Raw genomic sequence first — 16,295 nt, 5'->3', positions numbered from 1 at the left:
AAAAGGGTAGCAACAATTTAAGTTGCAAGAATTTTTAGGAATAAAAGGAGAAAAAGATGTTGAAACGTTTTTTTAGTTATTATCGTCCGTATAAAAAACTGTTTATTTTGGACTTTAGTTGTGCAGTTTTAGCCGGGTTACTGGAGTTGGCTTTTCCGGTAGCCGTCAATGAAGTGATCGATAAAATTATGCCGCAAAAAGAATTTCGAATTATTTTGTTGGCTTGTTTGACCTTATTTTTATTTTATATTTTGAATACGATTTTGCAGTATATTGTTGTCTTTTTTGGTCATAAGTTAGGGGTTAATATTGAAACAGATATGCGGCGTGAATTATTTGCCCACCTTCAAAGTCAGCCTTACGCGTATTATGACAATCAAAAGACAGGGAAATTGATAAGTCGGCTGACGACAGATTTATTTGAAATCTCTGAAGTGGCCCATCATGGTCCAGAAGATATTTTTATTACGATTATGACATTGGCAGGCTCGTTTTTACTGATGCTACACACCCATGTAAAACTAGCAATCGCAACTTTTGCTTTATTGCCCCTCATTACAATCGCTTTGGTTTTCTTCAATAAAAAAATGACGAAAGTCAACACGCGCATTTACGAAAATCTTGGTGAATTTAACGCTGGGGTGGAGGCTTCTGTTAGTGGTATTCGCGTTACGCAATCTTTTGGCAACGAGGATTTTGAAGCAGCACGCTTTGGCGGTTTAAGTGAAGCTTATCGGCAATCAAAAATCTTATTTTATCGGGTAATGGCTGTTAGTTCAGCCTATAATTATTTGTTAATCCGTTTAATTAATTTATTTACTTTAATTTTTGGGTCCTATTATGTGATTCAAGGGCAGCTAACCAATGGGCAATTTGTTGGTTTCATTTTACTGGCAAATGTCTTTGTCAGACCCATTGAAAAAGTGAATACGATGATTGAAAGTTACCCCAAAGGAATTGCAGGGTTTAAGCGCCTGACAGAAGAATTGGATAAAAAGCCAAGCATTGTGGATTCAAAAAATGCTAGGGTCGTTAAGGATTTAAAAGGCGACATTTTATACCAGGATGTTTCTTTTTCTTACGCAGAAGCAAGCAAGGTTTTAGATCACATTAATTTGACAATTAAGCCAGGGGAAACAGTTGCTTTTGTTGGCCAAAGTGGTTCAGGCAAAACGACCCTTTGTAACTTGTTACCTCGCTTTTACGATGTAACAGAAGGGGCGGTAAAAATTGATGGGATAGACGTTCGGGATATGACTTTGAGTTCATTGCGAAGTCAAATTGGCATTGTGCAACAAGATGTTTTCTTATTTCCTGGCAGCATTAAAGAAAATATTGCTTACGGGCGTTTGGACGCAAGCGATAAGGAGATTATGACAGCAGCGAAATTGGCCCATTTGGATAGTGTTTTAGCCCAGATGCCTGAAGGAATTGAGACGCAAATCGGGGAGCGGGGCGTCAAATTATCTGGTGGTCAAAAACAACGGGTAGCGATTGCCCGGATGTTTTTAAAAAATCCACCCATTTTGATTTTAGATGAAGCAACATCAGCATTAGATACAGAAACCGAACAAGTCATTCAAGAGTCTTTAAACTCACTTTCAAAAGGGCGGACAACTTTAATCATTGCCCATCGCCTAGCGTCAATAAAACACGCAACTAGAATTGTGGTAGTCAGTCCAGCTGGTATCTTACAACAAGGTAGCCATGAAGAATTAATGGCTAAAGGCGGAGCTTACCGCGCATTGTATGAAGCCCAGTTTCGCAAATAGATAAAGAAAAGCCAGACAGCTAGAAAAGCTGAAGGAATCGGGCAGCTCTGAGCCATAAGATCTAAATATGCTAAAATGGCTCCTTCATTTTCGCAAATTTAGGCTTTGGGCCGAAGGGTTGATTCGTGAAGCCAGACAGCTAGAAAAGCTGAAGGAATCGGGCAACTCTGAGCCATAAGATCTAAATATGCTAAAGTGGGCAAATCACTTTTTTTCTTAGGAGAAATTCATATTTACTTTATAAAAAAACAGCGCCAGACAAGTTATCAGGACTTGTTTGGGCACTGTTTTTTTGTCTAGCTGAATTTTTCGATTGCTTCTTTGACGCCATCTTCATCGTTTGAAGCCGTGGTGATGTAATCGGCAACGGCTTTCGTTTTATCGACGGCATTTTGCATCGCCACACCGACACCAGCATACTCTAACATGGCCATATCATTTTCATTGTCGCCAATAGCCATAACTTCTGCTTGTTGAATGTTTAAATGTTCTGCCAGTTTCGCAAGTGCAATTCCCTTATTGGCGCCTTTGTGTAAGATTTCCAAGTAAAAAGGGGCACTTTTGACAATATTGTATTGTTCTTTAAAATCAAGGGGAAGTTGGGTAATGGCGTGATCTAAAATTTCTGGTTCATCAATCATCATCATTTTAATCATGTCGTACTCATTTTTTACCATTTCATCGGAAGTGCGGTATTTAATTGGCATGTGCACCAATGTTGATTCGTGAACGGTGTAGGGACTAATATCACGATTAGCTGTAAAAATTGCATCCACACCAGATACGTGAAAATGAAGCCCGAGTTTTTGTGCCATATAATTTACTTTTAAGTAATCGTTTTTCGTTAGGCTGGCAGAAAAGACGGTATGTTGGGTGGCAACATTTTGCACCAATGAACCATTATAAGTAATGACATAATCGTCAGCACTTAATAAATCTAACGTATTCAAGTATTCTTTTACCCCTGGTAAAGGACGGCCAGTGCATAAAACGATTCGTACCCCTTTTTTCTTTGCGCTTTGTAAAGCGGCTTTCACACCGGTTGTTAATTGTCCTGCGCTGTTTAACAAGGTGCCGTCAATATCGATAGCGACTAGTTTAATACTCATGAAAAAAATTCCTCCTAAACAAATAGCTGTATTCTTTCCGCTGCTTAAATTGCCAAAAAGTGGCAAGATCCGCTTTCTATTCTACTAAAAGAAAGCTCCCTTTTCTAGTGGTGAGAGAAAAGGGAGGCAAGTTTGGTCTTATTATTCGACTAATTCGCCATTTTTGATATGGCGGGCAAATGCTGCATACGTATCGCTAAAAAGATCGTAATTATTTTGCAAGGAGCGATCTACCATTTCTTTAGGGAAATAATAGCGGTGATCGCCAGTTTTTTGTCCAGCGAGTGCTGCGACTAATTGGCTTACTTTTGAAAGTTCTACCAGAGTACCGTCATTTTGTTGCAATTCAATTTGCGTGCGGTGGACCCCTGATTTTGGTCGATAAAAGTCATAAGGTAAGTCATAGCTGGAATTAATCGCAGTATAGTATTTCGGATTATACCCGACTTCTTCCACCAGCTTACATAGTTTTGTGATTAAGTCTTGTTGACCTTCTTTGAATTTTGCTGATTTTAATGGTTTTCTAGATAACCAGCGATTGGCTAAATCACTTAAAATAGCATCATCTTCGTCAACCCATTGAATAAAATAGGTAATTAAAACGCCATCGTCTAATTTTAAATAATCTGCTAGTGTAAAGTCTTCTTTTAAAAAAGGAATCAACAACTGGGAATGTTGCTGAAATACATCAGAATTTTCATTATATAATTCGTGGGCCCGATTTAATAAGTGTTCCAACAAAACTTCCATACTCCGGGAAACTTGGTGGAAATAAACTTGAACATACATTTGATAGCGACTGACGATATAGTCTTCGACTGCATGCATCCCATTCATAGCAAAGGCAATCCCCCCTTCATAAGGGCGAATGACCCGTAAGATGCGGGTTAAATCAAAAGTACCATATTCGGTGCCGGTAAAATAAGCATCTCGTAATAAATAATCCATTCGATCGGCGTCAATTTGACTTGAAATCATTTGTACCACCTGCGGATTGGGATAATCATGGGTAATGACACTGGCGACTTTTTCTGGAAAACCCGGCGCAACCTTATTCAAAATTTGGTAAACCTCAGTTTCTGGCGAAGTGATAATTTCGACAGTGATCTTCTCATGATCTGTGTGGAAAATATGTTCAAAGGTGTGGGAAAAAGGACCGTGGCCCACATCGTGAAGCAGTGCCGCACATAAAGCGACCAAGCGTTCAGTATCATCCCAGCCGCCAGCACCAATTTTAGCAACAGAAAAATTTCGTTCAAAGATATCGCAGATGCGGCGGGTGATTTCGTAAACACCTAATGAATGGGAAAAGCGGCTATGCTCGGCCCCGTGGAAGGTAAAAGAAGACGTCCCCAATTGTTTCACGCGTCTTAGGCGCTGTACTTCTTTTGAGTTGATTAAATCCAAAACTACTTGATGTTGGACGTGAATATAATTATGAACAGGATCTCTAAATACTTTTTCAATTGGTAATTTTTGATCTTTATATAAGGTCATCATCGATTTACTCCTTTGTTTGATTTGGCAAAATTGTCTGAGTCTGCCCACTCTTTGGAAAAATTGATTTATAAGGAAGCAAGAATTTCATTACGGGTAATCATACGGCTTAGCTTTTCTGTATAGTCAGTTCTTTTTTTTGTTGCACGCAACCAATTCTGACTATCAACTTGAGTGATTTCTTCTTTGGTAAGTTGTGAAAAAGCATTTAAAAAGCGTGTTTTTGTTTGCTCAATCGTTAAATTATTTTTCATTACGGAACCGACAGTCGTCATGCTGTCAGGATTTACCGGCGGATATCCGTCTTGTCCAAACTTCTCTGCTAAACTTGCACGATAAAAATCTTTAACCACTTGCCCACGCTCTTTTTGCGGGCCACTAACACTGAGATACATCATAATGGCGATACCGTCTTTAATTTTTCGTTGGGCGATACCGGCAATTTTTTTACCCGCGCAACTTAAGTCGTAAGTCCCCGGGCAATAAGAATCAAAAACTTCCCCAGTGGTAATCAAAAGCTCAGGAAAAGCGTGCTGTGTTAGTTGGAACATCTTCTCATAAGCAGAATCGGTCGTCTGCATATCGCGGGGAATAATAAGGGAAATATTTAAAATATCAGGGTCACTAATGACGCCTAAACCGCCAGCGCTGCGGACAACCGGTGGATAACCAGCCTGCTGTAGCGTTGTAACGCCAGTTTTTAAATGAGGCACCCGCGTATCTTTCATACCTAAAATCATGGTCTTTTCCAATTGCCAAAAATGCAATAGGGGCTGTTTTGTTTGACTGACATGTTCAATTAAGACGTCAGTTAAGGCAAAAGGCAATAGCGCCTGCTGATTGGGATAAATGGTTTGATCTAAACTTAAATTCATCGTCTAACTCCTAAATAACGCTTTTTTGTTACAGGTAAGTCTAATTTGGATAATCGTCTTACCCCGGGCGCTTTTTTGTTAAGCATTTCTAAATCACGTTTCCTTCATTATATACGAAAAAGCTCTGAAAAAATAACGGAAGGCCTTGAAATAGACGCAATGTTTGACAAAAAGGGTAAAACTGTGAAGAATGAAACTAAAGATGAAAAGCCTGCTTATAGTAAGCAGCACTTTTTGTGAGGATAGTGTGAAGTGGAGGATATAAAAATGGATTTAAAAAATGGCGTACCAGTTTCCATTCATTTGAAAACCAAAGTCAAACAACATGAAGAAATACAAGAATTTACTTTTGATTTACCAGGTCAGCTGGTAACCATTGGTGATAAGCTGTACATTCGTTATCAAGAAGTACAAGAAAGTGGCGAAGAAATTCCTGTTATTATTAAAATTATGCCAGATGGAACCGTGCAATTAACGCGATCTGGAGAAATGCGATTACGGCTAAAATTTGACTATAAGAAAAAATTGGAAACCAGCTACACAACACCTTATGGGGTGATGTATTTTGGGACGTTTACGCGTAATCTTCATGTTAGCTTGAAAGATCGCCCAATGTCTGGCACAATTTTTATTGACTATGATTTGTATATGGCCGATGAACGCGTAGGGGAATATCAGATCAGCTTAGATTTCACAGCATAATTTTGCGAAATAAATTGATTTTTTCAGTACATTTTTGTATGATAAAGCGTAGACTGCGAAAGGACGTGTCCTATTTTGGAAATTACAGTATTTGAAGGGGCAAACAAAAACGAGTTGTCCATGATTGAAGTGGCCCATGCGATTTTAGAGCAACGTGGCGACGTAATGGATTTTTCGGATTTAGTAAACCAAATCCAAACGTATTTGGGTAAATCAGATAGCGAGATTCGTGATTCATTGGCACAATTTTATACCGACTTAAACATTGACGGCAGCTTTATCTCATTAGGTGAAAACCGTTGGGGATTGCGTTCATGGTATGCCATTGACTCAATTGATGAAGAATTGTCTCATGGGCTTGATGAAGACGAAGAAGACACACCTCGTAAACGTAAACGTAAAAAGGTTAATGCCTTTATTAACGATGATGAGGATGCCATCGATTACAACGATGACGATCCAGAAGATGCCGATCCAGAAGATGAAGACGACAAAGAATTGTACGACGATGACGATGATGACGATGATGAAGAAATCTCTGCATATAACAGCGACTTACAAGAAATTGGCGCCGATGATAATTCTGATGACGAAGAAGAAGTACCCGGAAATATCGAAGAAGACTTAACCATTATCGACGATGACGATGATGATTTAGACGACTTTGATGACGAAGATGAAGACGAATAAAACTAAAAAATGCGAGGGTGAAGGTCAGATGACTTTCATCCTCGTTTTTTTAGTGTAGTGTCTTTACGCTTTTTTTTAGTGCTTGTGAAAAAAATCGTTTAATTTGCAAATCTTGGTTAAATACGAAATACTAAAAAAAAGGAGGAGCATATGGAAAATAAAAAAGACACCACCAACAACGAATTAGAGGATAAGAAAAAACAAGAAACTGTTTATGAAGACAAATTTTTTGAAAAAGGCCATCTCTGGTTAAAACTACGCACGATTATTTTAACTATTCTCGCCTGGTTGGGCGTAATTATACCCATTTATTGGACGCTCACTTCTACTTTGTTGCGCAATCATGTCAAAGTAAAAGCCGTTTGGAGTTATCAAGAAGGAATCGATACTTACTTCTTCTTATTAAAAGCTTTTGTCTTCTTTTTTATTGGGGCAACGGTTTTCACTGTGATCATGACACTACGAAGTAATCGCGAAATAAAAGAAAATTATAGTAAAAATTTTACGTACGATTTTGATGATATGTTAAAAAAAACGGCACGAATTGGATGATTTTTATACGGCACGATTTGGTCCCAGTGACAAGCGTATAAATACAAAAACGTATTCTGTGCCGGAAGAAAAAAATATTTCAAAAGCAGAGTTACAAGCTGTCTTTAAAAAGGAGGACAGTAAGTGAACATTATTCAGACTGGTTATGAATTTTTAGATATTGTTTTGAACGTTATTTTGTTTGTTTTATTTACTTATCCTATTTTAGGGGCTTTTATGTGGTTTATTGGGGTTATCTGCTATCGCTTTTTATTTAAATATCAAATTAAAAAGTTTAAAGAAATTAAAAAAGAAGAGCAGCCCTTTATTACGATCATGGTGCCTGCACATAATGAAGAGGCAGTAATTGAAAAAACACTGGCTTATTTATTGCATCAATTATCTTATGAAAACTATGAAGTGTTAGTAGTAAATGATGGTTCCACCGATGATACCCCACAAATTCTGGCCGAGTTGGCTCGTAAAGAAGCGCGCTTGCGGGTTATCACAATTGAAAAAAACAAAGGAAAAGCGCATGCTTTTAATGTTGGCTTTGCTTTTGCACAAGGTGAATATATTTTAAGTAATGATGCAGATACAATCCCAGAACCAGATGCTTTAACTAAGTATATGAATTATTTTATGGAGTCCAGTGAAACCAATATCGGGGCAGTAACTGGGAATATGGATGTTTTAAATCGCTCAAAAATTATTGAAAAGGCCCAGACGGTTGAGTTTTCTAGTATTGTCGGTGTCATTAAGCGGAGCCAGCAAGGAACGCTAAATACCATGTATGCTTTTAGTGGAGCCAATACCATGTATCGTAAAACGGCGCTACTTGATGCGGGTTTGTTTCGCCAAGATCGCGCCACTGAAGATATAAGCATTGCTTGGGATGAACAGCTCTTAGGATGGTTACCGGTTTTTGCTCCAGATATTATGTTTTACATGATGGTCCCAGATACTTTAAAAATGCTTTATCGGCAACGCAAACGTTGGGCTAAAGGCGGCACGGAAGTTTGGTTGACCAATTTTCCTAAAGTTGCCTTACATCCAATCAAACACTTTAATCAGCTCGTTATGTTTATTGACCAAACCCTAAGTATTTTGTGGTCGCTTTTCTTTTGGTTTTCAAGTTTTATATTTATTGTGACATTGATTTATTTTCTTGTAACGCAAAATTATGAACGAATTTTTCATATGTTTGCAATGGCGTTTATCTTTGTTAATTTTCAGATGATTGCCGGCTTTTTGCAATTGGGTTCGGCACTAATTTTAGACGATCGCGGTCATAAATTACGCTATTTCGTCTTTGCTCCATTTTACATGTTGCTTTATTGGATGATGAATGCCCTCACCATCTTAACAACGCTAATTCCCGCCTTCAAGACAATTTTAGGCTATGGTAGTGGCACATGGGTGAGCCCAGAACGGAAAAAAAGTTGATAAAAAGTAAATAATAGAGAAAATCCCCAATCAATTCTGATTGGGGATTTTCTCTATTATTTCTTGTAATTTTTCTATAAAAGATAGTGTTATGAGTCAAAGCGTTTTCGCTTGCTGGAGCTTGGGATTTTTAAGGCGTCGCGATATTTGGCAACCGTGCGGCGGGAAATAGTAATGCCTTCTGCTTTTAGTAAGTCGACTAATTTTTGATCAGAGTGTGGTTTACCTTTGTCTTCTTCTTCAACGAGGGCTTGAAGACGGACTTTGACGTTATCAGTCGACAAATCTTCGCCGCTATCATTTTGAATCCCGACTTTTTGACTGAAGAAGTGCTTTAATTCAAATATTCCAAAATCTGTTTCCAAGTATTTTCCATTGACCGCCCGGCTGACGGTGGACTCATGAATTTCCAGCTCTTCTGCGATATCTTTTAAAATCAAAGGTTTAATCGGTCGGCTTTCATCTAGGAAGAATTCTTGTTGGTGGGCGATAATTGCTTGTCCCACGCGTAAAATTGTATCACCACGTTGTTGTACCATTTTTTGCAGGGATTCAAAATCTTGTTTTTTCTCATTTAGATATTTTTTGGTCTCGTCATCGGCTTTTTTTGCCATTTGGTCAAAGTAGCTTTGCTGGAAGTGCATTTCTGGCATGCCCCGCCGGTTGCTGGTGATTTTAATTTTTTTTCCGTCACTTATTTTGACTGTCAAATCCGGGATAATGTATAAGCCATCGGTGGTGCCAAAACTTGCTCCTGGCGTAGGGGTTAGCGTTTGAATATAGTCGAAGACTGTTTGTACTTCGCTAACTGGAATAGCTAACTTTTTCGCTAGTTCAGGCCATTTGCGATTTACCAAGTCCTCAAAATGTTCTTCTAAGATAAGATAAGCCAAATTAGGCGCTAAATCATCTCTTTCAGTTTGCAGCATGAGACATTCTTGTAAGTTACGGGCACCAACCCCAGCAGGGTCCAATTGCTGAATTAAAGTTAAAGCGTCTAAAACTTGTATCTTTGTGGCCTGCATTTTTGTAACAACTTCATCTAAATCAATTGTTAAAAAACCGTTTAAATCAATATATTCAATTAAAAATAAAACAATGTCACGTAAAAACGTATCGCGATAATTCAAGTGAACTTGGTCGATGAGATATTCAAACAACGAAATACGATCATCCGGAATTTGGCTTAAGTAGTTCAATTCTTCGCCACTGGAAGAACGGGGCTTGGAATAGCTTAAGGCGTAATTAGCTTCTGATACTTCGATTAAAGGATTTTCCATTGCTTTTGTTTCGACAAATTCGGCTAATTCATCAATTGAAAATTGCAAAACTTGAATTGATTGTTGCAATGACTGTGTCATAGCAAGCTTTTGCGATTGTTTTTGCTTTTGTGAAAAACTTTGTTGAAATTTCATGTATTTTCCTCTTGATTTTATTCTGATTATTAGCTAAACTAACATATGTTCGGCGCTCTTAGTGTAGTGGATATCACGTAAGATTCCGGTTCTTGAGACAGGGGTTCGATTCCCTTAGAGCGCGTTAAGACATCTTCTAGCTAAGAAGGTGTCTTTTTTATTGCGGTGAAAAAACGCTATCAAACAGCTACTGAGCTATTTTAACACGATTTTTGTTGGAAATGAATGCTTCAAAAGTGATAATTTAATTTTTCCCTTACGCAAATAAAGGATCAATTAGAAATCAAGGCTTTTGTTTTCGTTGTGCAATTTATCACTTGGCGTTAGATTAATTAGTAAAGCGATTTAACGTAATAGCACAGTTTTCAGAAGTATTTTTCTTAGCTTTTTAGTTGCACAATAGAATGGAAAATGGTACTATTACTTCCGTAAGGTTAAAGGAATTTGACCTGCAGTAAATTTTTTTTGGTCTCGATGGGTCGAAATAGGTCTACGATGGACATAAACCGTCCATTGTCAAAAAAGGAGAGTAATCATGCTTGATGACTTAAAATTGATTGAAGCAGTTGCTCCTGATATCCTGCATGTTTTGCAAGAACGTTATAAAATCTTGCGAAATATTTACTGGATGCAGCCTATTGGTCGCCGAAACTTAGCAGATAGTTTGAATATGACCGAACGGATTTTACGTACCGAAACGGATTTATTAAAACGATTAGCTTTAATTGATGTCTCAAAAAGTGGTATGAGCTTAACTAAAACGGGTGAAAAAGTTTTTACCGATTTAGGCAAAGTAATGGATCAACTTTTTGGCATGCATCAATTAGAAAAACAGTTGGCCAATCATTTTGGCATTGCCCGCTGTGTAATATCTGCTGGTGATAGTGACCGACAAGAAAAAGTCGTGAAAAACTTTGGTGAGAGTTTAAATGAATCGTTAGATTTACTTTTACCTGAAGGCAAGAACGTCATCGCGGTAATGGGTGGGACAACAATGGCCCAAGTTGCCGAATGTCTGACAAACCTTGAAAGTGATGAACGACATAACCTTTTTGTACCGGCCAGAGGTGGTATTGGAGAGGCTCTGACTGTACAAGCCAACTCAGTTTCTGCTATGATGGCAATGAGGTCAAATGGTGAACATCGGGCACTTTATGTCCCAGAACAATTAAGTTCTGACACGTATCGTTCCCTTATGAAGGAACCCTCAATCCTTGAGGTGTTAAACTTGATAAGCCATGCTGACTGTGTTATTCATAGTATTGGGCGTGCTTTGCATATGGCGGCTAGACGCAAGATGACTGAAAATGAAATCTTGATGCTAAAACAAGCCAATGCAGTCGCTGAATCATTTGGTTATTTCTTTGATGAAACTGGTAAAGTGGTCTATAAAGTGCCACGGATTGGTTTACAATTAAAAGATTTACAAAAGGTGCCAATTATTTTAGCTGTTGCTGGTGGCAAAACTAAAGCTAAAGCAATTAATGCGTATATGCAAAATGCACCAAAACAAACGTGGCTTCTAACTGATGAAGCTGCTGCAAATGAGATTTTAAAAGGGGTAACCCTTTAAAATAAAAAACCTGATTTTCATAAGGAGGAAATCGCAATATGACAGTTAAAGTAGGTATTAATGGATTTGGACGTATCGGCCGTTTGGCATTCCGCCGCATCCAAGACGTAGACGGAATTGAAGTTGTTGCAATCAACGACTTAACAGATGCGAACATGCTTGCACACTTGCTAAAATACGATACAACTCAAGGACGTTTCAACGGTACAGTTGAAGTTCACGATGGTTCTTTCAACGTTAACGGTAAAGAAGTTAAAGTTTTAGCTAACCGTAACCCTGAAGAATTACCATGGGGCGAACTAGGTGTAGAAATCGTATTAGAATGTACTGGTTTCTTCACTTCTAAAGAAAAAGCTGAATTACACTTAAAAGCTGGTGCTAAACGTGTAGTTATCTCAGCTCCTGGTGGTAACGATGTACCAACAATCGTTTACAACACTAACCATGAAACACTTACAGGTGACGAAACAGTTATTTCTGGTGCTTCTTGTACTACTAACTGCTTAGCTCCTATGGCTAAAACTTTACAAGACAAATTTGGTATCATCGAAGGCTTGATGACAACTATCCATGCTTACACTGGTGACCAAAACACATTAGATGCTCCACACCCTAAAGGCGACTTCCGTCGTGCGCGTGCGGCTGCAGCTAACATCGTACCTAACACAACTGGTGCTGCTAAAGCTATCGGCTTAGTAATTCCTGAATTGAACGGCAAATTAGACGGTGCTGCTCAACGTGTTCCAGTTCCAACTGGTTCATTAACAGAATTAGTAACTGTTTTAGATACTAAAGTTACTGCTGACGAAGTAAATGCAGCAATGAAAGAAGCTTCAGACGAATCATTTGGTTACACTGCTGACCCAATCGTCTCTTCTGACATCGTTGGTATGACTTTCGGTTCATTATTTGACGAAACTCAAACTAAAGTAATGACAGTTGGCGACAAACAATTAGTTAAAACTGTTGCTTGGTACGACAATGAAATGTCTTACACTGCTCAATTAGTTCGTACTTTAGAATACTTCGCTAAATTATAAGATTCGCTTACGCGTAATCTAATGTAGTACTTTTAAAGCGGGGAAGCGACGCGCTTCTCCGCTTTTTTTATGAGATAAATTTAGGAGGCAAACTTACAGATGGCTAAAAAAACAATCGAAGACATTCAATTAAAAGATAAAAAAGTTTTAGTCCGTGTTGACTTTAACGTGCCGTTAAAAGATGGTGTAATTGGTGATGATACACGTATCAAAGCTGCTTTACCAACTATCAAATATGTAATCGACAACGGCGGCAAAGCAATCTTGTTCTCACACTTAGGTCGTGTGAAAACACAAGAAGATAAAGCTGGCAAATCTTTAGCACCCGTTGCAAAACGCTTGGGCGAATTATTAGGTAAAGAAGTAACTTTCGTACCTGAAACTCGTGGTAAAGAATTAGAAGACGCCATTGCAAATATGCAAGACGGCGATGTTTTAGTATTTGAAAACACACGTTTTGAAGATATCGACGGTAAAAAAGAAAGCGGTAATGACGCTGAATTGGGCAAATACTGGGCATCTTTAGGCGATGTATTCGTAAACGATGCATTCGGTACTGCTCATCGTGCCCATGCTTCTAACGTTGGTATTGCTTCAACAGGTATCCCAACTGTTGCTGGTTTCTTAATGGAAAAAGAAATCAAATTCATCGGTGAAGCTGTTGAAAATCCTAAACGTCCAATGATCGCTATCTTAGGTGGCGCTAAAGTGTCTGATAAAATCGGTGTGATTGAAAACTTGATTCCAAAAGCGGACAAGATTTTAATCGGCGGCGGTATGACATATACTTTCTACGCAGCTAAAGGTATGGCAATTGGTAAATCATTAGTTGAAACAGACAAAATCGAATTAGCAAAAAGCTTAATCGAAAAAGCTGGCGACAAATTAGTTTTACCAATCGACAATATTTGTGCCGCAGAATTTTCAAATGATGTGCCAACTGAAACTGTTGAAGGCGAAATAAAAGGCGATGTTATGGCTTTAGATATCGGCCCTGCATCTATTGCTTTATTTGCTGAAACATTAGCTGGAGCAAAAACTGTTGTTTGGAACGGACCTATGGGTGTGTTTGAAATGTCTAACTTTGCTAATGGTACAATTGGTGTTTGTGAAGCAATTGCTAACCTTGAAGATGCAACAACAATCATCGGTGGTGGTGATTCTGCAGCAGCAGCTGAACAATTAGGCTTTGCTGACAAATTCACGCACATTTCAACTGGTGGTGGTGCCTCTCTAGAATTATTAGAAGGTAAAACATTACCAGGTTTAGCTGCTATTAACGACAAATAATTTAAAGTTGAAATAGTCTTGAAAGGGGAAACTTTTGAGCTAATTTTACGAGTAAATTTTTAAAAGAGGAGTTGCACAAAATGCGTAAACCAATTATCGCCGGAAACTGGAAAATGAACAAAACCTTATCAGAAGCACAAAGCTTTGCAGAAGCAGTGAAAACTGCGGTTCCTTCAAAAGATTTGGTAGATTCTGTGATCGGTTCACCTGCTTTATTCTTAGCACCATTAGCTTGGAGCTTGAAAGATTCTGAAGTACAATTATCTGCTCAAAACTGTTTCTGGGAAAACGAAGGAGCCTACACTGGTGAAAACTCACCAGCTGCGATCGCAGACCTTGGCGTACAATATGTGATCATTGGTCACTCAGAACGTCGCGAATATTTCCACGAAACAGACGCAGAAATTAACAAAAAAGCAAAAGCAATTTTTGCCAGCGGTATGACACCAATCTTGTGCTGTGGTGAAACTTTGGAAACTTACGAAGCAGGTAAAACTGCTGAATGGATCGAAGGTCAAATCACTGCTGGTTTAGCTGATTTATCTGCTGAACAAGTTTCAAGTATGGTGATTGCTTATGAACCAATCTGGGCAATCGGTACTGGTAAATCTGCTGATGCTAACATTGCAGACGAAATCTGTGGTGTTGTACGTCAAACAGTTGCTAAATTATACGGTTCAGAAGTTGCTGATAAAGTACGTATCCAATACGGCGGTTCAGTTAAACCTGAAAACATTGCAGAATACATGGCCAAAGAAAACGTTGACGGCGCATTAGTCGGCGGCGCAAGCTTACAAGCGGATTCATTCTTAGCCTTATTAGATGCAGTTAAATAATCTAACAACAACATTAAAAAAATGAGTTTTAATTTGCAGAAATGCATAAAATTCACTAAAATTGTGGATGAAGGGTTTTAACCCTTTTGAAATACAAATCAAAGGAGAGAGACAAACATGTCAATTATTACTGATGTTTACGCACGCGAAGTCCTTGATTCACGTGGTAACCCAACAATCGAAGTAGAAGTATACACAGAATCAGGTGCTTTTGGTCGCGGTATGGTTCCTTCAGGCGCTTCAACTGGTGAATACGAAGCCGTTGAATTACGCGATGGTGACAAATCTCGTTATGGCGGCAAAGGCGTTCAAAAAGCCGTAGACAACGTAAACAACATTATTGCAGAAGCTATCATTGGCTACGATGTTCGTGACCAAATGGCTATCGACAAAGCAATGATCGAATTAGACGGAACTCCTAATAAAGGTAAATTAGGTGCTAACGCAATCTTAGGCGTTTCAATCGCTGTAGCTCGTGCAGCTGCTGATTACTTGGAAGTACCTTTATACCACTACTTAGGCGGTTTCAATACTAAAGTGTTGCCAACTCCTATGATGAACATCATCAATGGTGGTTCTCACTCAGATGCGCCAATCGCATTCCAAGAATTCATGATCTTACCTGTAGGTGCACCTACATTTAAAGAAGGCTTGCGTATGGGTGCTGAAGTATTCCACGCATTGAAATCTATCTTATCTGAACGCGGCTTAGAAACTTCAGTCGGTGACGAAGGTGGTTTTGCACCTCGTTTTGAAGGTACTGAAGATGCTGTTGAAACAATCGTTAAAGCAGTTGAAAAAGCTGGCTACAAAATCGGCGACGATGTACGTTTAGGTTTTGACTGTGCAGCTTCTGAATTCTACGAAAACGGCGTATATGACTATGCTAAATTCGAAGGTGAAGGCGGAGCAAAACGTACTTCAGAAGAACAAGTAGCTTACTTGAAAGAATTAGTTGAAAAATATCCATTCATCATCACTATTGAAGATGGTATGGACGAAAACGACTGGGAAGGCTGGGAAAAATTAACAGCTGAACTAGGCGACAAAGTTCAATTAGTTGGTGACGACTTGTTCGTTACAAACACTGAAAAATTATCTGAAGGTATCGAACGTAACGTTGGTAACTCAATCCTAATTAAAGTTAACCAAATCGGTACATTAACAGAAACTTTCAATGCTATTGAAATGGCTAAAGAAGCTGGTTACACAGCAGTTGTTTCTCACCGTTCTGGTGAAACAGAAGATTCAACAATCTCTGATATCGCTGTTGCAACAAACGCTGGCCAAATCAAAACTGGTTCTCTTTCACGTACTGACCGTATCGCTAAATACAACCAATTACTTCGTATTGAAGACCAATTGGGTGACGTTGCTGAATACAAAGGCGTTAACTCTTTCTACAACTTGAAAAATAAATAAGCCATTACTACGCTTGTTTACTTGATTGGAAAAGCCTGTGAGGAGAAATCCTTGCAGGCTTTTTCTTATGCAGTTAGATAATTTGTGAGGTATACCA

At 38.7% G+C, this 16,295-nt stretch carries 14 protein-coding genes and 1 tRNA gene; 11 read left to right on the top strand and 4 right to left on the bottom strand.

Features of this window, described 5'->3' with window-relative positions:
* Nucleotides 1–56 precede the first annotated feature (56 nt).
* Nucleotides 57–1,772 (top strand): ABC transporter ATP-binding protein, encoded by a 1,716-nt coding sequence (locus tag AC6R0T_RS09225; RefSeq protein WP_206905091.1) that lies wholly within the window; start codon nt 57–59, stop codon nt 1,770–1,772.
* Nucleotides 1,773–2,068: 296 nt separating this feature from the next.
* Here AC6R0T_RS09225 and yidA read toward each other — a convergent pair whose 3' ends face one another.
* The 3 genes from yidA to AC6R0T_RS09210 all read right to left on the bottom strand — a co-directional run bounded on the left by yidA (nt 2,069) and on the right by AC6R0T_RS09210 (nt 5,253).
* Complete coding sequence (gene yidA, locus AC6R0T_RS09220) at nt 2,069–2,881, bottom strand: sugar-phosphatase (protein WP_206905089.1); 813 nt, start codon at nt 2,879–2,881, stop codon at nt 2,069–2,071.
* A gap of 141 nt (nt 2,882–3,022) precedes the next feature.
* Nucleotides 3,023–4,381 carry an HD domain-containing protein gene (locus AC6R0T_RS09215; protein WP_277988653.1) on the bottom strand — a complete coding sequence of 453 codons (1,359 nt, stop codon included), beginning with the start codon at nt 4,379–4,381 and terminating at the stop codon, nt 3,023–3,025.
* Between the two features lie 65 nt (nt 4,382–4,446).
* Nucleotides 4,447–5,253 (bottom strand): lipoate--protein ligase family protein, encoded by an 807-nt coding sequence (locus AC6R0T_RS09210; RefSeq protein ID WP_303754660.1) that lies wholly within the window; start codon nt 5,251–5,253, stop codon nt 4,447–4,449.
* A gap of 267 nt (nt 5,254–5,520) precedes the next feature.
* Here AC6R0T_RS09210 and AC6R0T_RS09205 point away from each other — a divergent pair, with 267 nt between their 5' ends.
* The 4 genes from AC6R0T_RS09205 to AC6R0T_RS09190 all read left to right on the top strand — a co-directional run bounded on the left by AC6R0T_RS09205 (nt 5,521) and on the right by AC6R0T_RS09190 (nt 8,622).
* Nucleotides 5,521–5,955, top strand: coding sequence for a YwiB family protein (locus AC6R0T_RS09205; RefSeq protein WP_206905085.1), 435 nt, complete (start codon nt 5,521–5,523; stop codon nt 5,953–5,955).
* A 75-nt stretch (nt 5,956–6,030) separates the two neighbouring features.
* A complete protein-coding gene (gene rpoE / locus AC6R0T_RS09200) occupies nt 6,031–6,645 on the top strand; it encodes a DNA-directed RNA polymerase subunit delta (protein WP_206905082.1) in 615 nt (204 codons plus the stop codon).
* A 150-nt stretch (nt 6,646–6,795) separates the two neighbouring features.
* Nucleotides 6,796–7,197, top strand: a complete 402-nt coding sequence (locus tag AC6R0T_RS09195) for a hypothetical protein (protein WP_303754661.1) — start codon at nt 6,796–6,798, stop codon at nt 7,195–7,197.
* Between the two features lie 123 nt (nt 7,198–7,320).
* Nucleotides 7,321–8,622 (top strand): glycosyltransferase family 2 protein, encoded by a 1,302-nt coding sequence (locus AC6R0T_RS09190; RefSeq protein WP_303754662.1) that lies wholly within the window; start codon nt 7,321–7,323, stop codon nt 8,620–8,622.
* Nucleotides 8,623–8,711: 89 nt separating this feature from the next.
* Here the strand turns inward: AC6R0T_RS09190 and rpoN are convergent, their stop codons facing one another.
* Nucleotides 8,712–10,037, bottom strand: coding sequence for an RNA polymerase factor sigma-54 (gene rpoN / locus AC6R0T_RS09185; protein WP_206905074.1), 1,326 nt, complete (start codon nt 10,035–10,037; stop codon nt 8,712–8,714).
* Between the two features lie 52 nt (nt 10,038–10,089).
* Here rpoN and AC6R0T_RS09180 point away from each other — a divergent pair.
* The 6 genes from AC6R0T_RS09180 (at nt 10,090) to eno (ending at nt 16,198) form a co-directional block, all read left to right on the top strand.
* Nucleotides 10,090–10,161: transfer RNA gene (locus AC6R0T_RS09180), tRNA-Arg, on the top strand.
* A gap of 411 nt (nt 10,162–10,572) precedes the next feature.
* Nucleotides 10,573–11,610 (top strand): sugar-binding transcriptional regulator, encoded by a 1,038-nt coding sequence (locus AC6R0T_RS09175; protein ID WP_303754663.1) that lies wholly within the window; start codon nt 10,573–10,575, stop codon nt 11,608–11,610.
* Between the two features lie 38 nt (nt 11,611–11,648).
* Complete coding sequence (gene gap / locus AC6R0T_RS09170) at nt 11,649–12,650, top strand: type I glyceraldehyde-3-phosphate dehydrogenase (RefSeq protein ID WP_206905069.1); 1,002 nt, start codon at nt 11,649–11,651, stop codon at nt 12,648–12,650.
* 99 nt (nt 12,651–12,749) lie between these two features.
* Nucleotides 12,750–13,940: a phosphoglycerate kinase gene (locus AC6R0T_RS09165; RefSeq protein ID WP_206905058.1), complete on the top strand. Its 1,191-nt coding sequence runs from the start codon at nt 12,750–12,752 to the stop codon at nt 13,938–13,940.
* 80 nt (nt 13,941–14,020) lie between these two features.
* Nucleotides 14,021–14,776, top strand: a complete 756-nt coding sequence (tpiA, locus tag AC6R0T_RS09160; RefSeq protein ID WP_303754664.1) for a triose-phosphate isomerase — start codon at nt 14,021–14,023, stop codon at nt 14,774–14,776.
* Nucleotides 14,777–14,893: 117 nt separating this feature from the next.
* Nucleotides 14,894–16,198, top strand: a complete 1,305-nt coding sequence (eno, locus tag AC6R0T_RS09155) for a phosphopyruvate hydratase (RefSeq protein WP_303754665.1) — start codon at nt 14,894–14,896, stop codon at nt 16,196–16,198.
* Nucleotides 16,199–16,295 lie beyond the last annotated feature (97 nt).

It is taken from the genome of Enterococcus sp. S86.2 (assembly GCF_059834485.2).
Note: the sequence above shows the minus strand (reverse complement) of the source record. Positions and strands in the feature narration are given on the sequence as shown.